Annotated in this window: 23 protein-coding genes and 1 pseudogene; 7 read left to right on the top strand and 17 right to left on the bottom strand. The window is 57.9% G+C overall.

The genetic code is table 11. From position 1 onward, the window contains the following. The 4 genes from CRO01_RS16210 to CRO01_RS16195 all read right to left on the bottom strand — a co-directional run. On the bottom strand, positions 1-1,952 hold a 1,952-nt coding region (locus CRO01_RS16210), incomplete at its 3' end, for a minichromosome maintenance protein MCM (protein WP_097010216.1). 216 nt (positions 1,953-2,168) lie between these two features. Further along, positions 2,169-2,726 (bottom strand): hypothetical protein, encoded by a 558-nt coding sequence (locus CRO01_RS16205; RefSeq protein WP_097010215.1) that lies wholly within the window; start codon positions 2,724-2,726, stop codon positions 2,169-2,171. A 442-nt stretch (positions 2,727-3,168) separates the two neighbouring features. Beyond that, entirely contained in the window at positions 3,169-3,507 is a 339-nt protein-coding gene (locus tag CRO01_RS16200; protein WP_097010214.1) for a hypothetical protein, read from the bottom strand. 217 nt (positions 3,508-3,724) lie between these two features. Further along, positions 3,725-3,925 (bottom strand): hypothetical protein, encoded by a 201-nt coding sequence (locus tag CRO01_RS16195; RefSeq protein ID WP_097010213.1) that lies wholly within the window; start codon positions 3,923-3,925, stop codon positions 3,725-3,727. Positions 3,926-4,341: 416 nt separating this feature from the next. On the opposite strand from CRO01_RS16195, the gene CRO01_RS16190 reads away from it, so the two are divergent. Genes CRO01_RS16190 through CRO01_RS16180 form a run of 3 tightly spaced genes read left to right on the top strand, consistent with a single transcriptional unit; the run spans position 4,342 to position 6,611 of the window. Next, complete coding sequence (locus CRO01_RS16190; RefSeq protein ID WP_143824986.1) at positions 4,342-5,181, top strand: hypothetical protein; 840 nt, start codon at positions 4,342-4,344, stop codon at positions 5,179-5,181. A gap of 36 nt (positions 5,182-5,217) precedes the next feature. Next, on the top strand, positions 5,218-5,763 hold the full coding sequence (locus CRO01_RS16185; protein ID WP_097010211.1) for a hypothetical protein: 546 nt from the start codon (positions 5,218-5,220) through the stop codon (positions 5,761-5,763). Next, positions 5,760-6,611: a hypothetical protein gene (locus tag CRO01_RS16180; protein ID WP_097010210.1), complete on the top strand. Its 852-nt coding sequence runs from the start codon at positions 5,760-5,762 to the stop codon at positions 6,609-6,611. The genes CRO01_RS16185 and CRO01_RS16180 overlap by 4 nt, the downstream gene beginning before the upstream one ends. 458 nt (positions 6,612-7,069) lie before the next feature. On the opposite strand, the gene CRO01_RS17045 is transcribed toward CRO01_RS16180, so the two are convergent. From CRO01_RS17045 to CRO01_RS16170, 3 genes are all read right to left on the bottom strand, one after another. After that, on the bottom strand, positions 7,070-7,198 hold the full coding sequence (locus tag CRO01_RS17045) for a hypothetical protein (protein ID WP_259370020.1): 129 nt from the start codon (positions 7,196-7,198) through the stop codon (positions 7,070-7,072). Beyond that, positions 7,198-7,527, bottom strand: coding sequence for a hypothetical protein (locus CRO01_RS16175; RefSeq protein ID WP_143824985.1), 330 nt, complete (start codon positions 7,525-7,527; stop codon positions 7,198-7,200). The genes CRO01_RS17045 and CRO01_RS16175 overlap by 1 nt, the downstream gene beginning before the upstream one ends. 64 nt (positions 7,528-7,591) lie before the next feature. Continuing rightward, positions 7,592-8,011 carry a hypothetical protein gene (locus tag CRO01_RS16170; protein ID WP_097010208.1) on the bottom strand — a complete coding sequence of 140 codons (420 nt, stop codon included), beginning with the start codon at positions 8,009-8,011 and terminating at the stop codon, positions 7,592-7,594. Between the two features lie 206 nt (positions 8,012-8,217). Here CRO01_RS16170 and CRO01_RS16165 point away from each other — a divergent pair, with 206 nt between their 5' ends. Next, complete coding sequence (locus tag CRO01_RS16165) at positions 8,218-8,862, top strand: tyrosine-type recombinase/integrase (protein WP_097010207.1); 645 nt, start codon at positions 8,218-8,220, stop codon at positions 8,860-8,862. A gap of 2 nt (positions 8,863-8,864) precedes the next feature. Further along, positions 8,865-9,284 carry a hypothetical protein gene (locus CRO01_RS16160; RefSeq protein ID WP_097010206.1) on the top strand — a complete coding sequence of 140 codons (420 nt, stop codon included), beginning with the start codon at positions 8,865-8,867 and terminating at the stop codon, positions 9,282-9,284. Position 9,285: 1 nt separating this feature from the next. Here the strand turns inward: CRO01_RS16160 and CRO01_RS16155 are convergent, their stop codons facing one another. The 3 genes from CRO01_RS16155 to CRO01_RS16145 form a co-directional block, all read right to left on the bottom strand. Continuing rightward, on the bottom strand, positions 9,286-9,531 hold the full coding sequence (locus CRO01_RS16155) for a type II toxin-antitoxin system HicA family toxin (protein ID WP_097010205.1): 246 nt from the start codon (positions 9,529-9,531) through the stop codon (positions 9,286-9,288). Between the two features lie 180 nt (positions 9,532-9,711). After that, positions 9,712-9,933, bottom strand: coding sequence for a type II toxin-antitoxin system HicB family antitoxin (locus CRO01_RS16150; protein ID WP_097010204.1), 222 nt, complete (start codon positions 9,931-9,933; stop codon positions 9,712-9,714). A gap of 189 nt (positions 9,934-10,122) precedes the next feature. Then, entirely contained in the window at positions 10,123-10,509 is a 387-nt protein-coding gene (locus CRO01_RS16145) for an HVO_A0114 family putative DNA-binding protein (protein ID WP_179747519.1), read from the bottom strand. Between the two features lie 335 nt (positions 10,510-10,844). Here CRO01_RS16145 and CRO01_RS16140 point away from each other — a divergent pair, with 335 nt between their 5' ends. Further along, positions 10,845-11,201: a hypothetical protein gene (locus CRO01_RS16140; RefSeq protein WP_097010203.1), complete on the top strand. Its 357-nt coding sequence runs from the start codon at positions 10,845-10,847 to the stop codon at positions 11,199-11,201. 91 nt (positions 11,202-11,292) lie between these two features. On the opposite strand, the gene CRO01_RS16135 is transcribed toward CRO01_RS16140, so the two are convergent. From CRO01_RS16135 to CRO01_RS16115, 5 genes are all read right to left on the bottom strand, one after another. Continuing rightward, positions 11,293-11,679 (bottom strand): hypothetical protein, encoded by a 387-nt coding sequence (locus tag CRO01_RS16135; RefSeq protein ID WP_097010202.1) that lies wholly within the window; start codon positions 11,677-11,679, stop codon positions 11,293-11,295. Further along, positions 11,672-12,538 carry a ParA family protein gene (locus CRO01_RS16130; protein ID WP_179747518.1) on the bottom strand — a complete coding sequence of 289 codons (867 nt, stop codon included), beginning with the start codon at positions 12,536-12,538 and terminating at the stop codon, positions 11,672-11,674. Before CRO01_RS16130 ends, CRO01_RS16135 begins: the two co-directional genes overlap by 8 nt. Before the next feature lie 124 nt (positions 12,539-12,662). After that, positions 12,663-13,619, bottom strand: a complete 957-nt coding sequence (locus CRO01_RS16405; protein ID WP_143824984.1) for a homing endonuclease associated repeat-containing protein — start codon at positions 13,617-13,619, stop codon at positions 12,663-12,665. Positions 13,620-13,731: 112 nt separating this feature from the next. Next, positions 13,732-13,944, bottom strand: coding sequence for a hypothetical protein (locus tag CRO01_RS16120; RefSeq protein WP_097010200.1), 213 nt, complete (start codon positions 13,942-13,944; stop codon positions 13,732-13,734). A gap of 121 nt (positions 13,945-14,065) precedes the next feature. After that, positions 14,066-17,383 (bottom strand): hypothetical protein, encoded by a 3,318-nt coding sequence (locus tag CRO01_RS16115; RefSeq protein WP_097010199.1) that lies wholly within the window; start codon positions 17,381-17,383, stop codon positions 14,066-14,068. A 129-nt stretch (positions 17,384-17,512) separates the two neighbouring features. Between CRO01_RS16115 and CRO01_RS16110 the strand changes: the two genes are divergently transcribed. Beyond that, the gene (locus CRO01_RS16110; protein ID WP_097010198.1) at positions 17,513-18,532 is read left to right on the top strand and encodes a hypothetical protein; all 1,020 of its coding nucleotides are present in this window, start codon (positions 17,513-17,515) and stop codon (positions 18,530-18,532) included. Between the two features lie 254 nt (positions 18,533-18,786). Here the strand turns inward: CRO01_RS16110 and CRO01_RS16105 are convergent, their stop codons facing one another. Beyond that, positions 18,787-19,173 carry a DUF7344 domain-containing protein gene (locus CRO01_RS16105; protein ID WP_143824983.1) on the bottom strand — a complete coding sequence of 129 codons (387 nt, stop codon included), beginning with the start codon at positions 19,171-19,173 and terminating at the stop codon, positions 18,787-18,789. Positions 19,174-19,287: 114 nt separating this feature from the next. Beyond that, positions 19,288-19,467, bottom strand: a pseudogene (locus tag CRO01_RS16785) (ATP-binding protein); the annotation flags it as partial.

The raw sequence follows: 19,467 nt of genomic DNA, 5'->3' as shown, positions 1-19,467 counted from the left end.
GAGGAGTCGGTGATCTCCACCAGTTCCTCCATCGATACGCCGTCCTGGTCGTCGAGAATCGCGAGCACCCGCTTCCGGCGATCGCGCTGACTCTTGGACTGGCCTGTCTCAACAACGTCAGCATCAAACTCACCGGTCTCGGGATCGATACCGACCTGTTGCATCGACTTCCTCACAAGTTTTAGTGCACGATCCACGTCTTCCTTCTTCACTTCGTCGTCGAGGCGGATACGCGCGGATGCCTCGGCCAGGCGCTCGATGGCTTCCTCCTGGCGGTAGGTCACCGGAACCGGGTTGTCGTCCTCGTCAGCGTTCGCGAGCCGGAGCTTTAGGAACTCCTCTTGAAGATACTCCTGCGTTTCGCTGTTGTCTGCACGGATGTAGGGAGTCACCTCCTCCTTTGCGTAGGCGATATACGCGCGCAAGATCTCGTGAGGGATCGCCGGCTCGATACTCTCGCGCTCCTCCTCGGTGAGTTCCTCACCGAGCTCCTTCTTCGCGGCTGCGCGGCGGGACCGCATCATGTGGTTGATGACCTCCCGATCGTCGTCGGCGTCGGGAGAGTCGCTGACCATGAACATCAGGTCGAAGCGGCTCATGAGCGTCGGCCCCAGGTCGATCTGTTGAGCGCGGGGCTGATAGGGGTCGAACCGTCCCTCCGCCGGGTTCCCCGCTGCCAGTAGCGCGGTACGCGAGCTCAGTGTTGCGTTGATGCCCGCTTTGTTCACACGGACCTTCTGACTTTCAAGGGCGTCGTGCATCGACGAGACGGCACTATCGTTGACTTTGTCGATCTCGTCGATACACGCGACGCCGCCGTCCGCAAGCACCAACGCGCCGGCTTCGAGGCCCCACTCCGTGTCGCCGAAGTCATCGGACACCGCTGCTGCGGTGAGTCCGGCTGCCGTCGCCCCCTTACCGGACGCGTACGTAGACTTCGGCGCAAGGTCGTCAACAGCCTGTAGGAACGTACTCTTGCCGCAACCGGGGTCACCCATCAACAAAATGTGGGAGTCGCCACGCGTCCGCTGGCCGCGGGACCACCCGCCGACCAGCTGGAGCATGATAGCGAGTTTGACGTCCTCGTCGCCTTTGTGGCCCGGATTGATCGACTGGATCATCAGGTCGAAGGGGTCGCCGTACTCGCCGTTGGCGATCTTCTCGATCTCCTCGCGGTGTTCGTCGATGTTGATATCCTCGTAGTCGTTCTCGTCGCGGACGACTGCGCGGGCGTCTACAGTGGTGTCGAAGTCCCGGCCCTGGTCCTTGCCGGGTTCCTCGATGTCAAGAACGCCCGTGAGAGTAACGCGGTCGCCAGCGTCGAATTCCTGTATCAGGTCGTCCTCCAGGTGCACATCAATTGTTTCACCCTCGCCGCCTTTCGTCTGCTCCGGCGGTTGTTGTACACGGGCGAACTGGTGGTCAGTCCATTCACTCGATTTTGCGTTGAGGACGAACGGCCCCTGCCGTTCACACCCCTCACATTCGTGTGGCTCTTGCAGCTGATCGCCGGCCTGTGGGACGGTGGTGCGAGTCCCACAACGCTGGCAGTCGAAGACGGCCTCCACGATGCGGGGTTTCACCGCGCTAACCTTCTGCACCTGCCCGCGAACGCCGAGAAGCCGCCCGATGTTCTGGTGGCGGGGGACCTCGGAAACGTCGAGGACATCGTTCTCCGGCAGATTGTAGAGGCGTACGTGGGCGTCGGAGAGTGTAACGTCGATCGGCAAATCGTAGAGACGGAGAGCCTCGTTGGCGTACTCGAACATCTTCTGCGGGTGCGAGCGGAAGTCGGTGGCGAGGTTCTGATCGAACTGGTAGAGGTCGGCGTAGTCTACGTACAGCGATTTCTGCTCTCGCGGGTAGTGTTGAGCGAGCTCTGCTACCTCGTCGCTGTAGTAGCGACGGAGGAAATCTATCAGGTCGTCGGTGAGTTCGTGGTTTGTGGACATCGTTGTGATCTGTGGAGGCTCCACAACACTTCTACCGGGTGCGATTTCCCGACCGGAGCGAGCGGAGCGAGCGGACAGCAAGCGTACTTACAGCTAGTCAACACTTTCTTAACAACCTCTGTACCCTGTAATTCCTGAGGGTTTAGAGGGTTTCGCGGAAGCCGGGTGTTCGCGGGGGTGGCTTCCCTCCCAACGAGTGTTGTGGAGGCTCCACAGTTATCGACCCCCGTTGTTGGTGTCCTTCCCGACAATCTCGTTCGGGAGCTCTCCAGCTTCGAGATTGAGCTTCAGCCGGCTTCCTCCGCCGGAACTACTCTTGTACTTCAGGACGTCCTCGTTGTCCACGAGCCGAGCTGCGCGGCTCATGTCGGTGTATATGGTCGTCCGGTCTACGTCCGGGTGCTGGAGCGCTGTCTCGGCTTCCTCGCGGTTCACCGACGCCTTCGCCTCTCGTCCTCGATCGCGCTCTTTCTTTGCTGCGCGTCGGAGGTTCTGGATCAACGCCACCGACCGCTGTTTGCCGGTCATCTTGTCACTCTCCTCGACGAGCCGCAGGAGGTCCGTCCGGGCGTCGAGGCGCTCGATCTCGGCCTGGAGTTCTTCATTCTCCTTTTCGAGACGTCGGCGCTCTTCCCGTTCTTCTACCAGTTCCTCTTGGAGGTCGTCGATCGCGTCCCACGCGTTGTTCAGGCCGGTCTGGAAGGTCTCCAGCTTCGCCTCCAGTTCTTCGAGAACCTCTGTGACATCCTCGACTTGTTGTGGGTGTTGGCTCACGCCACGACACCCCCACTATGGGCCTCTTTATAGCCGCATTCTGGTTTCGGGTGCGACTGTGCTTCGAACTGGCCGAGTCTCTGTTGGCGCACGCGCGAGGTGCTCTCTCGATTGCGGTTCTGGTCGTCCTGCTGTAGGACGACTGGCTGTGCGTCGGTCTCGATAGGGGGGATTGTGCCGATCATGGTTATCGACACGGCGACCGCCCGACGCACCGTGACGCCGGCTCCGTTGCGCAGACCTGTCGCTATCCAGCAAGCGATAGGTTTACGTTGAAGCCGAGAGAAGACAGGGGTAGGGTGATAGGGGTGGAATCGACCACCCCGGGAGTCTTCTCCCAGACGAGCTACATTGGTTAGCTTTGCATGTTGTCTGCACTTACATTCCCACCCGTGACTAATAAACGTACGGCAATTAGCCACTCTGCTGTATCGCATCGCGTTCATTGACCCACCTCGCGGCTATTGACGGGCCTCAAGCCCTGTGATCGCATTATACCGATGAGCGGGGCAGGGACTTCTTCGAGTCTGGCGTCCGGATTGAGGCGCGCTCGCGTATCGCCGCGCTGCTGGACTACAACGGTGCGGATATGTTGTAGAACTGCCAGAGAATACCCGGAAGCGACTCTGAAGAGCGCCTTTCTCCTGATCCCGGTTCCCTCAGTCCACTCGACGCGACAACGTTCTCCGTCGAGTGTGACGTCGCCTGCCGTCCGTGAGATCGACCACGAGTCCTCTGCGCTCCCGATCTCAGTGTCGATGCTCCTCTCGGTCGTACTCATCTGGATTCCTCCGTCTCTGAGGGAACGACCCGCGTGAACTCCGTCGAACGACACTCTCCGCAGCGTTCGGGTCGGGCGAATCGCTGTGATCCACACGATATACACTCCCAGCGCTCGACGTCTTCGAGCAGCTCCGGGATTTCGTGGACCGACGTGTCAGCGTCAGCTTCCCACAACGCCCGGGCTGGCCCATTTGCTGGTGCGCGTTTGCGGGCGCTCATTCGAGTATCCCCTCTGCCTGGAGTCGAGACACCCATTTCGCCACCCGGACAGGGTCCGGATCGTCCAACTGTTCGCCGGCGAGCCAGAGAACCAGGGCCATCCCCTGGAGATCGCGGCTGATCGTCCAGTCGTCCTCGATGGTGTTCGCGTCGTCGGTTTCTGTATCTTGAACGTCTGCCGTTGATGTTTTGCTCATATTCCCTCGCTCGTCCCGCCGTTGGACGTCGGCGCAGGGAATGAAGGCAAATTGTTATGCCTTCGGACAACAATCATCAATCGTCCTTCGCTGGACGACACGATGACCTTGCGCCGACCCCGGTGAGGTGATGGGACACCGTCCGAACCGGGCTGTCGGTGCTTCTTCCGTTCAATTTCCGACGAGCGACAGCCGCGCGCTCGTCGATGCGCTTTCCTTTCTTGTTACGACACAACTGGCTGCACCTACTTGGTACTTTTGTCTGTAGTCAATATACTATGCGTGTTGTTTGGAAGTGTGCCAAATCACTTGGATTGTTTTGGAGGGGATTCAGGGATTTTGCCCTGCGAAAAGCTCCCTGTTGGGTGGGTTGAGAGAGATTAAAACATAAGTCACTGGCGCTCTTCATTCAAATTATGGCTGATTCAACGATGGAGAGCACAGCCCCGTTCCCGGCGCGAGTACATTCCTACCTGATGGGGCTCAGCAACGAGACTGACTCCCCTCCGGTGGCGTCAATCTCCTCGATCGCCAAGGAATTTGATGTGAGCGGTCAAACCGTTCGCAACCACCTCGACGCGGTCCTGAGTTACGACGGTGTCCGAACAACGGAAATAGGGAATGCGATGGTGCTGTGGTACAGTGTTTCTGCCGCAGCTGATGACGGTAGTATCCCGCTGGGAGACCTCTCGAAACAGGAGCGCCAAGAACTCACACTCGAAGTAACTGCAGAAAAGCGAGGTGCTTGGCTCTGGAAGCGATCGCGGAGAGAGAAGCTGCTTCGCAGCGCGGATGACGACACGATCGTCCGGACAAACTACATGAAGTACACGAAGGACTACCTGAGAAACTTTGCGACTGGCCTGACCGACTGGGAGGAGGGAACTCCCTCCCTTTCGGAATGGATGGGTGTAATCGGCAACGCAAGAATTCGATCGCCGCCTTCCTGGCTCGATATCGACCAGCTCGAATATCTGGCGCTTGAGGCACCGCTTTTCGAAAGCGAGTTTTACGGTGACTTCTGCGAGGAGCGGAATCTCGACATCGCCGGTCCCACAAATGAAGTGACTGGCCTCGCCCAGTTCCAAGATCTCTACACGCGCGCCGTGCGGCAAGAATTCGAGAACGATGGAACGCTCGAATTCGACAACATCTCTCGCGAGCGTCGCGACGAGATCCTGCTGTCCGTCTCCGAACTCTCCCGCGTAGACGAGCTGGCAGACGATTTCGTCTGTGAGTACCTCAACTGGGAGTAACAGTTCTTTCCCGCCACATCTGGGTGAATTCCATCAATGAGCACAGAAGCTACTACCGAGATCGAGCGAGACGTAGAGCCAGCAGACGTTGGAGAACTCGTCCAACGCCGGCGTCTGAAGGAGATTTTCAGTGCGCGCGAGAACTTCACTGAAACACGGCGTGAAATAACGAACCGTCAGCTCTCCGGTCAGGTTCCGCAGTCCAAGATAGAGCATGCGCTCCGAACCTGTATCGAAGAGTACACAATGTACATCGAGCCGATGTTTGCCTCGGCAGACGACCCGGACTACTGGAGAGAGGAAATCGAACTCGGCGAAATCGAAGTCCCGGAGTCCGTCCGCGACTCGCCGATTGCTGTCAACGGCTTCGCGGCTATTCTTGATACGTCATGGCCGATGGTGTTCGAGTACGACGTCCCCGAGGAAGACGAGCTGTACGGCGAGACTCAGAAAACAAAATCGGTGAAGGTCGATCTCCCGGAGGAAATCTCCCACGCTGCCTTCCGAAAACTGAATGAGTTCCTCCGCGATCACGGTGTGAAATACCGGATGGAAGACGGGCTCCCCACCGACCAACTATGAGCGAGGCACAAGAGCCGAAGCCGTGGGAACAAGAGTCTGGAGAGGACTCCACGCCGGACGGGGAGGAATTCGAGCTTTCGGAGGGAACGCCGCTCTACGAGTTAGTCCAGCGTCGAAAGAAAAAGAATCAGGACCTGGTAGTGATCGTTTCCGACTACCACAACCGGCGCGGCACCGGAAAATCGATCCTCTCGTGCAAGCTGGCGGATGCGTTTGACGAAACAGCCGAGGGGCTCACTACGGAGAAGGCGACGCTCGACGCCCACGAAATGGTCGAAGCGTACGTCGGCCAGCCCAAACAATCAGGCCTCGTGCTCGACGAGGCAGAGGCGGGCCTCTCGAAATACGAATCGGGTTCGTCGGTGAACAAAGCCGTTCGCGAAGTGGTGTCGATGGGGAGGATCGAGGAGAAGTACCTCGTGCTCAACCTCCCCGCCTCCGCTGAACTCGATCGGGACCTCAAGGCCCTGTGTGATGTGTGGGTGCTGGTTCTGCGGCGAGGGTTAGCGCTCGTCCACTTCCTCAAGTACAACCCCTACGGCGAGCACCCGATGGCTGAGAAGAAGCAGCTCATCGAGTGGAGTGACATTCCAGGAAGCCACCGCGTCCGCGAGGTATACAATCACCTGACGGACAGAAAGCGCGCGCATCTCCGGGGCGACGACTCAGACGGTGGCTTCGTCCGCAAGAAAGAGATGGAGGAAGCCGTTGAGAAATCGGAAAAAGAGGCGGAACGGGAGACACGAGATGCGTTAATCAAGAAGATGGCACGAGAAACGGACCTCACGAACGCTGACATTGGTGATATCGTCGGACTTAGTGCTGGCCGGGTGTCCCAACTCAAGTAGTCCCTGGCGGCTCGATTAACACAGCATTTCTCAAAACCGCATGACGGCGTAGTGGCGTCATCGGTTCTGTTAGCAATAATTAGTCCCCTCCCTCTAACTTTACGCGCATAGAGGGGGGAGCGGGGCAAGGTAATGCACGGGCGGGGGCGAGCGACAACGAAGTAACCAGATTTCTGAACGAGAAGAGCAGCGTTCGACGAAAACAGTATAGCGAATTCGTATTTATCGGCGCCGCGGCGCCAGCTCCCTCGTCAAGGCGATCGACGATTGCCCGGGAGCCCCTGATACACCGAAGCCGCTGTTAGGATACACCGATGCTTACCGCCCGGCTCTCACTATGGTACGCACGCGGCGTACGTGGCCGGTTCCTCACATCGGGGTTCAGTCCTCTGCGCGCTTGCTGGCCCATCACGCGCAGCGCGCCGCGATCGGCGGGGCGGCGAGCCCGCGGGCAACAATCATGCTGTCTCCAACACCTGCTCGACGTCCTCGATCGACGCGTACGCGATGCCCCCGACGAGGTACTCGCGATGAAGATCCCCGTCGGCGTCGCGATGGATGCGAGCGGTGACACGTGGTTCGGCCATCAGTCGCTGTCCTCCAATTTGTGTTCCGGCCAGTTCTGGTTCCGCCACTCCTCGACCTCGTCGGCTGCCTGCTCCAGTTCGGCAGCGAGCTCGCGCGCGTCCGCGACAGTATGCTGGGTCCCAAGTGTAATGCCCCCGGCTTCAATGTCGATCGAGAGCGCTCCATCCTCCTGTTGTGGATAGACATCCACGCATAGGCGCATGTCGTCGGCGTGCTCTTCACTGATGAACGCGCCATTCAATCCCGTCTGCTCGTAGCGCTGGGGGAACTCGCCCGGCTCGTCATCGTGGAACTCTTGGATCTGCTCCTCGGTGATATCGGTCGCCATACGAAGCTGATCCGGCCACGAGAGTCCCAGAAGGGCTGCGCCGGCACTCAAAAAGCTGCGCCGGTCAGTCATCGGTATCACCACCGTCGCGCTCCTCGACGAGCTGCTGCTGTAGCCTGACGATCAACTCCTGCATCCGATTGTTGTTGTCGGACCGCTGCGGAACTGCGGCCTCGGCGGCGATCTCCCACGCGATACTCAACACATCGTCAGTGTTGGGTTCCTCGCCGATCCGCTCCAGAATTTGGTGTGCCTCAAGATGCTTTGCAATCAGCAGTTCGTCGAAATCCCGCACCGCTTGTTCATCGACACTCCCGTCTTGGACGGCCTCACTCAGCCGCGAAAACCGCTCCTCGGTGTTGTGACCGAGCTCTTCGATGCGGCCACCAACTTCCTGGCGCGCGATTGCTTCCCAGTCTGGTTCGTTGTCGTTGCCTCCATCCGCTCGCGCAGGGCTTTTGGCCCCAGTCTGCGTATCTCTCATTGCTGGTTGCTCCAGCACGGCGTCGGTGCTCTAACACCGGCGCCACTTCCATTCATACCGCGACGTCGAATGGCGAGCGGCGCGACCGTGCTATACTCAAGACATCCGACGGTGGTTACTTAATAGTACCGACTGTGGGAGACTACTAATAGATTCCAACAGTCGGTACCACTAAGAGGGTGGGTCTTTAAATACGAACCACACCCGTGAGCACCGACACCGTAAACTCCCACAGTCGGGCAAAGGCGTGGCTGAAGCCACACCAAGTCCGCGACCTCCGTACCGCTGCACAGAGCGATGTGTTCCTGTCCTATCTCCGCGATCGCAACGAGGCGCTCATCGCGATGTTCTTCGATACTGGGCTCCGCGTCGGAGAGCTGGTCCAACTGGATCTCGACTACCTCCACCTCGACGAAGATCCAGCGTACATCTTCATCCCGGCACACATTCAGAAGGACTACCCGACGGATCGCTCGCCAGGACCGCGGGAGATGAACCTCGCCCAGGACGAGAGCACGTACGACACCGTCTCGCGTCTACGGTCGTATTTGAACAACCGTTGGCGCGAGAGCGACGCACTGTTCCCCTCACGCCAGGCCGACCGGATGACCACCGAGAGTGTCCGGCGCGTCGTCCGCTCTCTCGCCGAAGAGGGCGATGTCCGCCCGTTCCTTATCGATGGGTCGCGTGGGGACCCGAAGGACGTGACGCCCCATACACTTCGCCACAGCGTCGCCTACCGGATGTTGCATGAAGAAGAGGACTACACGCTCTACGACGTCCGGAACAGGCTCCGCCATGCGACGATCAAAACAACTGAAGAGCGCTACGACCACTTCGACCGAATCTGACCATGACTGAAGACGACATCGATCCTGAGAACCCACGGCCAGAAGGACACTATCCCCGGTTTGCCGACAACGAGTGGCACTACGTCCCGGACGAGCTCGCACGGACGATCTCTCTTGGACCGGCAGGTGATGGTGAGGAAGGTCAGGACTGGGTCCTCACCTACACACCGGAGAAACGCGACGAGAGCGACCGCGAGAAGGTGCTGGTCCGACTCACCCCGCGAGCGCTCCACGAGCTCTGGGTTGAGGTGAAGGATCTCGACGTCGAGGCCCGGCAGATGGGCCATCGCGCGGAGTGCGACCTCTGTGGCGAGATGGTTGACCTGGACCGAGCGGTTCCGAACGCCCGGGGGGAGGCATGTCACAAACGTTGTTGGGCGGAATACACAGGTGCGCCCGACTGGTTCAGCGACTACGTATAGTTCACACCATCCTGTCCATCTCGTCGAGGAACCGCTGGAAGTCTTGAGCACCTGCTTGTTCGGCGATGCTCTTGAGCGTTCCAATCGACAGTTCGTCGTGGAGAGGGACAGTAACGGTTCGGATCTCTCCGGTGTTGGGGTCCTGATATTTCAGGATCACGTGGTCGCCACGCTGCCGGACGCGCTTGTATCCCCAGTTTCCGAGCGCCTTGATGATCTCTCGCCCGGAATACGTCCGCCGTGTCACTAATAGCGCGGTTTGATATGACGGCATAAAAACCTCTGCCTTCTGGCGCGCGCACAGGAGAAATTTGGAAGTAGATCCTATGAGACGGTAGAAGAAACATTTCAATTGGTAAGTAGCACTAAGTTCCTCACTTCAAGAACAATCGAACATCACCGTCATCGAGGATGTTGTTCGGAGAACTTATGAAGAGAACCAGGGTGCGCTCGAAGGTTCGAGATCTTCCTCATCCGCGGTCGTCTCAGCGGTAAGTTCGAGAGCTTCTGCTAAGTTTTGTAGGGCCTCGATTTTTGTCTTGCCCTGGCTCGCGATCCCGGTCTCCTCGTCCTTGGCGACGTACCACCGCTCCTCGTGAGTGACGGTGATGGTGTCGCTATTGGGACCGTCCCGGGATTGCACTCCCATATGTTGACCTGATCGTCGATGAGTTATAAGGTTTTGTGAAAATCCTTCATTGATGTCTATGAGGAACTCGGTGTCTTTGATGAATTTGAGTCTTCTCGAACTTCTCTACGAATGTTGGCATTGTAGAATCCTGTTTTCCTCCCCTCATGGGTGGGGTTTGTGCCGCGAAGATGGCCATCTAAACCGGAATTAGACAATGGGTTCGACGACTACGTGGTTGTGCTTGAGGCGAGGGGCCTTCGAGCGGCCAGTGTCCTCATATTCGATAACGTCGATTTTTGCGAGTGCCTGGAGATCGCGGCTCACAACACCTTTGTCGTAGTCCAGCTCCTGCGCGAGGGCACGCACCGATTCTGGATTCTGTTCCTCCAAGTGATCGAGGATCTTCAAGCGGCGGTCATGGAAGACGTCCTCCGCCCTCTCCCGGGCAAGGACAAGCGTGTCTGGATACCCATGCTGTGTGAGTGTTTCTGAGAATGCAGCGCGGAACTCCAGGCGATCATCGATGTCCGCATCCTCGCGGTCAAACTCGTTTGGGTCTGGAACTGAGGCCGGTGGCTCTTCGAATTCAGGCATGTCTATCACTCCTTGACTGTTGTTAGAACTGCAACGGTGATAAAGCTTCGGAAACATGACTAAGAAGAGTTCTAAGTGGAATTCTCCTATAGTTCAGTTGATGTCGAAACTTTTAAGTCAATTGACCTACTATGTAAGAGTGGAGAGTATCTGTTGCGCTGGCCGGCGTTCTCCTGACCGTTCCTGTTCGAGTAGCGGCCTTCTATACCGTGAAATCACCAGCCTAAGAGCCAGAGCTATGTTGGTGCGACGGTGCGCGCGTGAGCAGGCCTCCACTATCGACACTATGAACCGACAACTTCAGCCGATGAACTCAGACGAACAGGTGATAGACAATGAACCGATTTGACAGCCTCGACCTCGGAGTCTACCGAGGCGACGACTACTTTCTTGTCGGATACGTCGAACCCGCTCCCGAAGACGGGGAAGACTACGACCCTGAGGTGGATGCCGATAACTACGGATGGTCTCTCGTCCAGAAAGCGGAATCGCCGTTGGACGAGAACACCGAAATCGTGGGGATGGACACACGGCACGACCGTCCCCATCTGGACAAGGAGTACCTCCCGCCCGACGTCGGTGAGGGAGACAAGGTGTGGTTGGACGAGGGCTACGAGTTCTATCGAATGAGGGACTTCCTCTTGGAGAACTGGCAGGGCTACGCTGACCTCCACATCTACCACAACGAGTAGGCGGTAAGGCGGCGCAGGCTAGCGGATTTGATGCAGATCGGCCATACCCTTGAGCCTATAGCTATCCCTATAGGCACAGCTATAGAAAGTCCTATAGACCGTTCGTTGCCTGCTCCCGAACCGCTTCACGGACAGCTTCGAACTCTTCCGGTGCCGCCTCCTGGAAGCCTACGCGGAGAGCCAACCGTAGGATCTCACTTCTATCGGCTTCTTCCTGACCCATCTCTAGCCGCTGTTGGAGTGCATGTCCGACGTTCTCCATCTGTTCAGGGTTCTCTTCCAGAGCCCGGACAAACGCGGCCAGATGACCATCCCAGACGCTGATTGTCTTCTGTTGTTGGCCAGCCTCAATGGCCTCCAACTCAGAAACGATGTCCTCAACGAAGTCTCTCGTCTCTTCCTCAGCACCAGCTTCATCGATCCGATCTCCGTGAGAAGTCTGTTTCTTGAGTGTGGCGAGGTCATCGTCTTCAGGCATGGTCCCCACCCCCTAGACGGTCCAGCAACGTATCCGCTGCACCAAGGTATGTCTCCTTGGCGTGGCGCGCGGTACTGGACGGGTCTTCGAGACTAAATGCGGTCATGCCACGCTGAGCAGCGTTGCGGATGTCTTGCGAGTACGGGACATAGTCAGGAGCTATCGCCTCCGGGTATTCGTCTTTGAAGGCAGCAAGGTACTCCTCAGCGAGCTTAGTGCGAGTGTCAACTTTGTTCGGCAGCACCAACGCCAGCTCGATCTCCACAGCGAAGTTGTCCGCAATTTTGTTGAGGTCCTGCCGAAGTGCATCTGCCTGTTCAGCCTCAAACGGCCCCATCTCGACTGGCGTGATCGCATGACCAGCAGCCCAAAGTCCGTTGTAAGAGACGTTGTTGGTCATGCCCGGAAGGTCGATAAGGACGATGTCGTAGCCGAGGGGATCGACGTAGTTGTCTAGAAATTCCTCCAAGCGGCTGTACCGCTTACGTGCGTCATCGATATTCCCCAGTTCGGAGTCAAGCGTGTCGAGGCCTGGGTGCGCCGGGATCAGATCCACCCCCTCATCGGTCTCGATGACGAGATCTGCGAGAGGGTCCTCACCCAGTTTTTCGGCGATGGTGCTCCAGGAATCGTCGAACACTGTGCTGATGTTTGGCCAGGCCTCGTCCTGCTCGATCGCCTGTTGGTAGTCGTCCCACACGCCGAAGTGCTTGGCGAGATCGCCCTGTTTCCCAGCGAGGTCGATCAGCAGCACGTCATGGCCGCGATGCTGTGCTGCAACCCCAACATGAGCAACAGTCGTTGTCTTCCCTGTGCCACCTTTGTCCAGAAAGGCCGCGGCGCGGTATGTTTGATCCATCAATTTCACCTATAGCACTTCCTATAGGATACTCTATAGCCATAAAACTACGTCAGACATGCCTGCTCCCTACCCAATAGGAGTTCCTATAGGAGGTTCAATAGTCGTTTAGTTATGGGAGAAATCACTCTACGTCCCGGTGACATTCAATGCACAACGTGACCAAATTGCTCAATGCGTTCATCGCCTCCCAATTCGGGGTTTCTCCAGCCTCAGTATCGATGTCTTGGTAAAACTCTCTAACTGGCGTCCGATGATGGATCTCAAGGCTACGCCCGTACGCATCACGATGGTCGTCCTGTGCACGGCCACAGTTCTGGCATTGATAGTTGTCAGCTTTGAGGCGCTTCTCGCGCTGCCGCTGGAAGTTTGGACCGTAGTACAGTTCCCCACCACCCTTCCATTGTGGATGGTCTTCTCCGACGCGTTCTTCGGAGCACCACTCTGAAAAACAGCTGTAGGAACAGAACACCCGCTGTTTCGGTTCGACGATCGAGGGTCTCCGCAGCAACTCTTTAGTACAGATTTCGCACTCTACACGGACTCGATCCCACAGCGGATGGGCTGAGCCGGAAAACTCCTCGGACCGCCACTCGTTGAGGCACTCCTGAGAACAGAAGATACGACCACTGTCGGCTATTTTGCTCACCAGCTTCCGGTCTTCGCTCCCACAGAACTCGCACTCGAATTCGATATAGTTTGAGTGCTGGTTGGGCTCGATGTCAGCTGCCTTCAGTGCTGCCGACCAACCACCAAACTCTCGTTCATACGGCCCACCTGAATACCGGCCTTGAGCATCCATCTGCTCTCGCGTAGGCGAACCCTCAAGTGTGTCGTCAAGCTCCTGTAATGCTTCGAGAAGATCAGCACGCGGGATTCGATTTTGACCACCGCGTTTGTCGGCGGTAGGGACACCAGCCCTTTCCCGCCCAGTGGTGAACGTGCCGAACTTTCTTCGGACCGAACCCACGGAATACCGACCCAGACTCGCATATTGCGATTCAGTTGGAACATCGCCCAGCATTCGATAGAGGCCGTAGAGATCAAGCAGGATCTTCTCCTCAGAGACTGGATTTACCACACTACAAATGCAATTTCCCCCGTGGTAGAAATTAATACCGCGTGTCAGTAGTGACCTGGAGCGAGAGTAGATGCTACACAAGTGGGCGGCGCGTGCACTCTCATCCACCGGATTATTCGAACTTAAACAGAGTTCCGAATATGCCTAATTCACGTTTTATCGCGAACAGCACAGCTGTGACAAACACGGGGATGAGGATCTCAACAGCCAGCTCATCTTTCCCAAGAGTAGAAAGTACAGCACTCACAGAGATTGTCCCCAGCAGTATGGCCAGCACAGCAAGGAGTTTACCCTTTGAAACAGCCTCTGCGATCTCTCTTAGCACGGACTGTAGCTAGCTGAGGTTGCTGAGCATTATAAATTTCAGCTATGATAAATCAGAGTTCACTGTCTATAGGATTTCCTATAGGCGCCATAGTAGGAGATCCTAAGAAGAGGACCCAACCTCACAAGTCCCCAAGAGGATCGAGATCGGCGTGAAGGTCATCAAGTGAATCGTCGATGTCGTCCAACCCATCAAGATCGGGATCAAGATCATCGATCTCATCGTCGATCCTATCCAGAGCCGGAACCCTCCCCCACCCAGTCGAGTGCTGCCCCCCAACGTCGAGATCGTCGAACGAGTCCGGCGCGGGGTCGATGCCGCTGAGGTCCATTGGGTCACTCCCTCCCCATCCGTGTGGTTGTGACCGTTGGCTTCCCGATCGGCTCGGTTGCGAACTCAATTCGTCTTCTTCCAACTCTCGGTCGAGCTGCGTGTCGAGGTCATCGAGTTCGTCCTCCAGCGATGCCTGAACAGTGGCCTGCGCTGCTGACGATCGAGGCAAGGTGGCCTGGGTGCTTTCGCTCGCGCCGGGGGAGCTGGACGCGGCGGCCTCGTCCACTCCATCGGTGGTGGCTTCAGACGGTTCACCGTCGCCAGCAGACAGCCATCCATCATCGACAACTTCGTAGTCATCGGATGTGTCCACGACGTCGTACTCATCGGTGTCATCGATGGCTTCAACACCATCATCGCTCTCACTATTGTCGGCCCCCTGCCCATCGGAACTATCGGGTGAGTCATCGGAGTCGAAGAGACCTGGGTCAGGTAGCTCACGCACGATCCGTGCGGTCTCATACTCATAGCCAGGCAGGACAACATCCTCTTCGACGTCGGATTCTAGTTCGGGGAAGTCAATTCGTCGGTGCTGTTGACTGCCGCCTGGATTCCACGGCGGGGAAGGCGATCCGGGCGAACTACTCGCCGGAGAGCCGGGTGAGTTACTCAACGGAGAGTCGGGCGAACTACTTGCTGGAGAGCCGGGTGGGCTACTCAACGGAGAGTCGGGCGAACTACTCGACGGCGATCCGGGCGGGCTACTTGGTGGGCTATCGGGGGCGCTGCTTGACGGTCCAGTTGAGCCGCTACCTTGGCTATCGTCACCCATTCCGCCGGTAGACCCGCCGGGGCTACTGTCTCCTATGATGCTGTCAGATGGCGCTGCGCTAGTTGTTTCATCGAGCGTTTCAGGATTACTCTGCGGCGTGCTGGGTGGGACTGGAATCACGTCATCAGTCGGGTCGCCCACTGGTCGTTCGATTTCCGAGAGAGTCTTATCGGAGAACACACCAGAGGTGTCTGCCATGCCCCCGTCCGCCTCGACATCACCACCGCTCGGGCTTTTACTCCGACCACTTGGGGCCACCGGGCGTAACGGGACCCGCCGACCGGCAACTTTGGTGTAGAAGTCGCTCCCCACGCCCACCTGGCGGAGCGCATTTCTAACTCGGCTTCCACCAATATCATCGAACTTTGATCCAGGCGGGATGATCGCCTCGACCTCGCCGGCGTTCACGTCGGCTGCAGGCTTCGTACGCGCAGTGGTTTCACCCGACCGCTCGATCATCTCCTTGTTGAACTCGTCGAGCGTGTCCGAGTCTGGGTTCTTCACCTCGGTTTTGGCGAGAACCCCTGTGGGTTTGTTGCCAGTATCTGGGAGGCCAAGGCTGAGGCTCATCGAGGATGACTGGCCACTCGCCCTCAGGAAGTTCGGCGAGAGCTCTGGCCCAACAAAACTACCTGGCGTCTCGTAGTCGAAGTCTTCGAGCGACTCCCCTGGCGCGGATTCGAACCCCTGTGACGCACGTCCTTTCCCTGGACCTTCCGGTTCAGTGTCCAAGGCTTTCTTCAACACAGTGCCTTCTTCTACACCAGCGTCAGCGAACCGGTCGTCGATACTCTCTGGCGTTTTCTCCGCTGCCTGTTGTCGGACAGCTTCACTTGGATCTGACTCGTACAGGTCGGGGTCTGCGGCGCCGGGGAAGCGATCCCCCTCGGCACCATCTGTTTCGACGTTGCGCACAACATCCTCTTGCGTAATGTCTTCGAGATCGACTTCAGTGCCGCCAGCAGTTCGCACTCTGTCGCGGGTGTACCGCGTACTCGCCCCGATCGCCTTGCTTGCTGCTGCACCGCCTACGATCGATCCGGTTAACGATCCCGCGAAACCGTAGGGATTCGACTTGGCTCCTTGAACCGTTGCCTCTGTAGCACGGCCACCGGTCTCAAGGACGTTGTACGCGACCGCCCCAGCGCCGTACTCATCAACAGTCTCAGGAGCGTTTCTCGCTGCTTGGAAGCCGGTGTCAGCGGCTAGCGTGAGTCCAGCAGTCGCGCTTGCGGCGTCTCCAGGAATGTCGCCGACGCCACCCGCGAAGTTACCTGCCTTTTCACTACCTGTGAGGTTGGTCACGAACCGATCCGCCTCTTCTCCTACGCCAAAAGTCTCTTTTCGTTGTTGGATGTCCTCCCTGAGTTCACTCCGTTGGTTCGACGACAGGAACCCAGATTGGTCAGTGAGTGCGTCTGTGACGTCTGTGTTCAGGTCACCCGATTCGCCGCTTTCGAGGACAGGGCCATCGCTACCGATGTTGCCTATGTTGACTGCTGGGCCAGAGAGATTCGTTGAGTCGCCGCGTCGGTTCTCTTCGATACCTAATGCGGCCTCGACCTCTTCGGCATCCTGGAAAGCTATATCGACGATCGTGTTTGCGCCGGACGCTTCGTAGAGGTCCGCGGTCGAAATTTCATCGCCCTCGTGGCCTTCAAACACTACGTCGCGGGCTGTAGATGCGATCCCCCCAGCGCGGTTTTTCAGATTGTCTGCCTTGTCCTCGCCGGACTCAAGAACTTGGTTTGTTTGCTCCTCAACGGTGGTGCGAAAGTCCTCCCCCGCACCCCTGACAGCATTAGCCTCGCGCTGGAGCTTCTGACGGGCGCTCATGTTGCGGACCTCTTTTGCTCGCTCGATCTGCACCATGCCCGCTGACTCTTGATTGATGCCGGTGGGGTCGTTATTAGACGGGCTTAGGTCTACTTGGAGTGGCTCCGAGCCATTACCGCCGCTCGACGGCGGGCGGGCGGGCGGCGACTGTTGATCCATCCCACCACCGCCCGAGCCAAGATTGTAGTCGTAGCCGCTCCCACCGCTGCTACCGCCGCTACTGCTATCGGTACTACTCTCATCCCCGCTTCCGCTCGACCCGGCACCAACAGCATCCGTGGCGCGATCGGTGACTTCGTCGGTTCCCTCCGCTACGCCCTCAACCGTGTCTTTGACCTTGTCGGCTGCATTTTCTGCACCCTCGCGGACGCGGTCGAAAAAGCTGCTCTCGGACCCGCTGGCATCTGACTCGGCTGTGCTATCGCTACCCGAACTGCCACTAAATGGGTTTGGCAACATCTCATCGCCCCCCGGCGCGATCGAGCGCCTCCCTCCCACGTGGTTTGTTTGTTACTAATATCATTTACAGAGAATTGGTGAAGGATACAGATAAAACGCGATGGCAAAACACTACACGAATGCTCGAAACGCCAAAGCGTCTTACGCAGCCACTCGCTACGCCCGATTATGCCCTCCATCTCCTCTCTACTCGAAAAGTACGGTGCCGTGCCGATCGTCACAACGTTTCCAGAGCCTACTGTCGAATGGCTCTCTCCGGACGAGTTCGAACGCCAATACGGCTATCGGCCTGGACGTGTCGAAGAGACGCTCAGTGACCGGGAACGTGCTGCAGTCACCGAGAAGAAGCGGCTCTCGCTGACCGAGGACCGGCTTACCGCCTTCGACCGTCTCGCACGCCTTTGGAACGGCGAGGTCGTCGGTCCCGGTGCCGTCCATCTACTCGCCGATCGAGTGCCCAGCTGGCGCAACATCACTGCCGATCTCGACGACGACGAGCTCGATGCACTACACCCTCCGGCTACCAGTGTTGATGAGGAGTATCTCACCGCGTTCGGTGATTACGAGTGGTTCGATCCAGCGTCACCGCGGCGATGGCTGAAAAGCACCCACATTGCCCGCAAGCGCGCCGACTACGACATCGAGGAGAGGGCGCGCACGTTGATGAACGGACGCGAGGACCTGCCGGACCTACGTGGCGATCCCCACGAGGGGCTGACGCACCGTGTTGGTGTTGGCGTCGAGGCCGCGCGCGCCACGTTCGCCGAGGATCGCCGCGTCGAGACGTACGTCCCGATCGGCGACTATGTGGTTGACCTCCTCGAATACGATCGTGGTCTCAAGAGAGAGCGAGTCGCCGAGGTCCTCACCTCACACAACAATAACCGGCTGTATCGAGCTACCTACCGAAAGATCGAGGAACTCGACCGGCCCGCCGTTCTCGTATTCGATGACCGTTCGACAGCAAGACGTGTTCTCAACCACTGGAACGAACGATGTGTCAAGGTGCCCGGAGCACCGTTTGAGTCGTCGTTGAATGTCTCTTGGACCCGCAAGAAGTTCGCCGAGGCAGCGAGCGACTCCAGTTGCCGCTGGCCTGTCGAGGACGTCCTGACGATCACAACAGCGTGGGATGATCTGGAAGAAGCGTCACCATCCCGTCGCGACCTACTATCACTAAACTGGTAAAACGCATTCTACAGTCCTTCGACGCACCTACCGAAACCGCTGTACGGTACCATATATTACTGGATGTGAGTACCCACCTTGTCCGCGCCGAGGACAGGCGTCTCAGGGCGTTCCGCAGTTGGTTTTGTCTGCGGAACGTGCGTCGGTGGCGACAAGCATATGTTGTTATCTGACACGTAGCTAAAAATTATAACTCGGGCATCCCGACTGAGAGTTGGCATCCACGATGGTGTGTCGGAGACAGAGCAGCGACGCTAGTCGTGCTGCGTGCGGTCGTCGATCTCTCGAATGATGTTCGCAAGGCCCGACACAGAGTTGCCCTCACAAATCAGGTTCAACTCTTGGTCCCACTCGACGGCGCCGTGGCGGTCCAAGACCGGCAGATGGGACTGATAGAGCGATACATAGGTCGGTTGGATCGAATCCGTCGAGACGGCGCTCCGCTCAGTATCCGTCTCTCGGGAAGCGACTTGCCGGGCGAGTTCGCGCAGGGGGACCTTCCCAGCGACGTTCCCGTCGAGGATCAACAACACATGTCGGCGGCGCTCTGCTGAGAGAACCGTGTAGACGTCGTCGGGAGCAAGGTCAATTGCAGGTGGCTTACGGGCGATACGACTGGACAGGAAGCGTCTCAAGTCCATCACGCTCCTCTTCTGGCGGGCTTGAGACGCTGCTCTCTGGGTGTCGATCTCCTTGGCGGCGATCGCCTGTGCCAGCTCGGAGAAGGATCGGTGTATTCACGTACTGGATCATTGTCACGCCATCCTCAGTTCCCCGTTTTGCTCGTAGACCTGGCCCCGATCCATCAGCGCCTGGACGTCCTGTTCCAACTTGTTTTCAGAGGAGTCGGTGATCTCCACCAGTTCCTCCATCGATACGCCGTCCTGGTCGTCGAGAATCGCGAGCACCCGCTTCCGGCGATCGCGCTGACTCTT

The organism is Natronoarchaeum philippinense (genome assembly GCF_900215575.1).
Lineage (GTDB): Archaea > Halobacteriota > Halobacteria > Halobacteriales > Natronoarchaeaceae > Natronoarchaeum > Natronoarchaeum philippinense.
The sequence above is the reverse complement of the archived record's forward strand: the minus strand, read 5'-3'. Positions and strand labels throughout refer to the sequence as shown.

Coding starts and splice junctions, on each gene's coding strand:
- CRO01_RS16200 (WP_097010214.1), bottom strand. CDS start 3,507: ATGAGTACGACCGAGAGGAGCATCGACACTGAGATCGGGAGCGCAGAG.
- CRO01_RS16195 (WP_097010213.1), bottom strand. CDS start 3,925: ATGAGCAAAACATCAACGGCAGACGTTCAAGATACAGAAACCGACGAC.
- CRO01_RS16190 (WP_143824986.1), top strand. CDS start 4,342: ATGGCTGATTCAACGATGGAGAGCACAGCCCCGTTCCCGGCGCGAGTA.
- CRO01_RS16185 (WP_097010211.1), top strand. CDS start 5,218: ATGAGCACAGAAGCTACTACCGAGATCGAGCGAGACGTAGAGCCAGCA.
- CRO01_RS16180 (WP_097010210.1), top strand. CDS start 5,760: ATGAGCGAGGCACAAGAGCCGAAGCCGTGGGAACAAGAGTCTGGAGAG.
- CRO01_RS17045 (WP_259370020.1), bottom strand. CDS start 7,198: ATGGCCGAACCACGTGTCACCGCTCGCATCCATCGCGACGCCGACGGG.
- CRO01_RS16175 (WP_143824985.1), bottom strand. CDS start 7,527: ATGGCGACCGATATCACCGAGGAGCAGATCCAAGAGTTCCACGATGAC.
- CRO01_RS16170 (WP_097010208.1), bottom strand. CDS start 8,011: ATGAGAGATACGCAGACTGGGGCCAAAAGCCCTGCGCGAGCGGATGGA.
- CRO01_RS16160 (WP_097010206.1), top strand. CDS start 8,865: ATGACTGAAGACGACATCGATCCTGAGAACCCACGGCCAGAAGGACAC.
- CRO01_RS16150 (WP_097010204.1), bottom strand. CDS start 9,933: ATGGGAGTGCAATCCCGGGACGGTCCCAATAGCGACACCATCACCGTC.
- CRO01_RS16145 (WP_179747519.1), bottom strand. CDS start 10,509: ATGCCTGAATTCGAAGAGCCACCGGCCTCAGTTCCAGACCCAAACGAG.
- CRO01_RS16140 (WP_097010203.1), top strand. CDS start 10,845: ATGAACCGATTTGACAGCCTCGACCTCGGAGTCTACCGAGGCGACGAC.
- CRO01_RS16135 (WP_097010202.1), bottom strand. CDS start 11,679: ATGCCTGAAGACGATGACCTCGCCACACTCAAGAAACAGACTTCTCAC.
- CRO01_RS16130 (WP_179747518.1), bottom strand. CDS start 12,538: ATGGATCAAACATACCGCGCCGCGGCCTTTCTGGACAAAGGTGGCACA.
- CRO01_RS16110 (WP_097010198.1), top strand. CDS start 17,513: ATGCCCTCCATCTCCTCTCTACTCGAAAAGTACGGTGCCGTGCCGATC.
- CRO01_RS16105 (WP_143824983.1), bottom strand. CDS start 19,173: ATGGACTTGAGACGCTTCCTGTCCAGTCGTATCGCCCGTAAGCCACCT.